Here is a 2,515-nt window from a genome sequence, read left to right as displayed (position 1 = left end):
CGCGCTCTCGGGTGCCGCGAAGTCGCCGTCCGGTGGCGGGTCCGGCGGCAGGAAGGACCGGACCATTTCGGTCGACTCGCCGTCGCCGTTGATGGTCGCGAAGGAGTCGGCGACGGCGCGGGCGGTCTGGCGCTGGGCGTCGCGCACCGCGCCCATGATCGCCTTGGTCAGCCGCGCCGGGCCGAGCTCGCACGCGCGGTGCCCGAGCTCGAGGTTCGTCAGCGCGCCGTTCGGGGCGAGGGTCACGGTGACCGCGCCGTCGCGGGTGCGGACCGTGGCCCCGGCCGCGGAAATCGCTTCGTTCAGCGCCGCGGCCTTCGACTGCATTTCCCGGACCTGCCGTTCGAGCAGCAGCTGGAAGTCTTCACCTGGCCCCAAGTTGGGTTGCACGAATTCGACTCCTCGAGACGGGGATCGGGCCGGCGCCCGTGATCCGGCCAGGCTAGCGCACCCCGGACGTTCATCCGGTGCTTGCCGGACATATGCCTGGATGACTCCCCGAAGTTGCCCGCGAATGCCCCCGATCGGGTTGACCCGGACCGCGCTCCGGGTTGCACGATCGAGTCATGACCGAACTGGACGACTACCGGCCGCTGGGCCGTTCCGGGCTGCGCGTCTCGCCGCTGGCGCTGGGCGCGCTGACCTTCGGCACCGGACCCCTCTGCGCCGACGACGACACCGCCCGCAAGGTCTTCCGCGCCTACACCGAGCGCGGTGGCAACTTCGTCGACACCGCCGACAACTACAGCGCCGGGCGGAGCGAGGAGCTTGTCGGCGAGTTCCTCCGCGACGTCGAGCGCGACGACGTCGTGCTCGCGACCAAGTACTCCGGGCCGGAGTTCCGCGACGGCCGGCCGCACTCCGATCCCCGCCGCCGCAGCAACGGCCGCAAGAACATGGTCGCGTCGCTGGAAGCGTCGCTGCGCCGGCTCGGCGTCGACCACGTCGACCTGTACTGGCTGCACATCTGGGACGGCTTCACCCCGGCGGAGGAGGTCGTGGCGGCGTTCGACGACCTCGTGCGCGCCGGCAAGATCCGCGCGGCCGGCCTCAGCGACGTCCCGGCGTGGTACGCGACGAAGGCCGCGATGCTCGGCGGGCCCCCGGTGACGGCGCTGCAGCTGGAGTACTCCCTGATCGAGCGCGCGATCGAGGCCGAGTTCGTGCCGCTGGCGCGGGAGTTCGGCATCGCGGTCCAGCCGTGGGGCGCGATCGGCGGCGGCTTCCTCACCGGCAAGTACACCCGCGACGGCGAGGGCACCGGCCGGCTCGCCCTCCCGGGCGACGCCGGTTTCCGCGCCTCGCCCGAGACCCGCTGGGCGGTGCTGGACGCGGTCCGCGACGTCGCGGCCGAGGTCGGCGCGACCGCGGCCCAGGTGGCGCTGCACTGGGTGACGCGCCGCCCGTCGATGCCGGCCCCGCTGATCGGCGCGCGGTCACCGGAGCAGCTGGCGGAAACCCTGGGCGCGCTGACGCTCGAGGTGACCGACGCCCAGCTCGACCGGCTGACCGAGGTGAGCGCCCCGGAACTGCCCTTCCCGCACGGCATCCTGGCCCGGCTCAACGCCGGCCTGCCGCACTGAGTCCACTGTGGATGGTGATGGACCTCAGCCGACCGGGACCCCGCGCACCTGGACCGGGCCGCGGGTCGGGTCGAGCTCCGCCGCCTGCTCCACCCCGGAGGGCGTCAGCACGTCGAACGCCTTCGGGGCCGTGGCCGGGTCGATCGCGCACACCGGGGACGTCGCGCCCGGCGCGCACAGGCCGAACGTGTACTGCCCGGCCGTCGGCGTGAACGGGCGCGCCTGGTCCGGGGAGTTGCCGTCCTGCCCGGTGAGCACCACCGCGAACGTCCACCCGGCCGACGGCGTCCCGAACGCGGACTTCGCCACGCTGACCGTGATGTACCGCGTCGCCTGCGAAGCCTGCACGGACGGCGAAGCCAGCGAAGCGCCCGAAGCGTCGACGAGTGCCGGTTCGGCGAAGCCCTGGACCTCGATGCGCCGGCTCCACGCGTCCTGCGGCGCGATCGTGTACGCCCGGCTCGGGAACGGCGCCGCGGTCGCCGTCGCCGTCGCGGCCGGGTCGTGCGCGTAGATCGTCAGCAGCTGCGCGCCCAGCGGGGAGCCGAACGTCGGGGACAGGTCGCGGAGCTGGGCGCGGAACACCAGGTTCGCGCCCGAATCGATGACCTGGAAGCGCTGCAGGTCGAACGCGCCGGCGTGGAAGTCGCCCGCGGTCGGGTAGGTGTACGTGCCCGGGCCGTTGTCGTCGCCGTCCGGGTCGGCGGTGTCGAGCAGGACCGTGCCGGTGACGAAGTCGGAGCTGATCGTCTTCTGCGCGTACCCGGTGCCCGCGCCGGTCGCGGCCGCCGTGACGACGTTCGCGCCGAGCGGGGTCGGCACGGTCGCGGCGAACGTCCCGGCCGCCGACGCCCGGACCGTCACCACCGAAGTCGTCCCGGCGTCGGTGGCCGACACCGCGAGGTCGACCCGGCTGCCCGCCGGCGCGGTCC

The 2,515-nt window shown here is 73.8% G+C and carries 3 protein-coding genes; 1 reads left to right on the top strand and 2 read right to left on the bottom strand.

Annotated features, from left to right (window positions below):
• Nucleotides 1–390: YbaB/EbfC family nucleoid-associated protein (locus G3I65_RS50405; protein WP_160702949.1), on the bottom strand; the 390-nt coding region annotated here is incomplete at its 3' end.
• Nucleotides 391–566: 176 nt separating this feature from the next.
• Here G3I65_RS50405 and G3I65_RS50400 point away from each other — a divergent pair.
• Complete coding sequence (locus G3I65_RS50400) at nucleotides 567–1,583, top strand: aldo/keto reductase (protein WP_160702947.1); 1,017 nt, start codon at nucleotides 567–569, stop codon at nucleotides 1,581–1,583.
• Nucleotides 1,584–1,607: 24 nt separating this feature from the next.
• Here the strand turns inward: G3I65_RS50400 and G3I65_RS50395 are convergent.
• The coding region (locus tag G3I65_RS50395; RefSeq protein ID WP_275940199.1) for a glucodextranase DOMON-like domain-containing protein at nucleotides 1,608–2,515 on the bottom strand (908 nt) is incomplete at its 5' end.

Source organism: Amycolatopsis sp. SID8362, from assembly GCF_010550475.1.
Lineage (GTDB): Bacteria > Actinomycetota > Actinomycetes > Mycobacteriales > Pseudonocardiaceae > Amycolatopsis > Amycolatopsis eburnea.
The sequence above is the reverse complement of the archived record's forward strand: the minus strand, read 5'-3'. Positions and strand labels throughout refer to the sequence as shown.

Bases quoted from the DNA above. Each gene is read 5' to 3' on its own strand.
- G3I65_RS50400 (WP_160702947.1), top strand. From the start codon at position 567: ATGACCGAACTGGACGACTACCGGCCGCTGGGCCGTTCCGGGCTGCGC.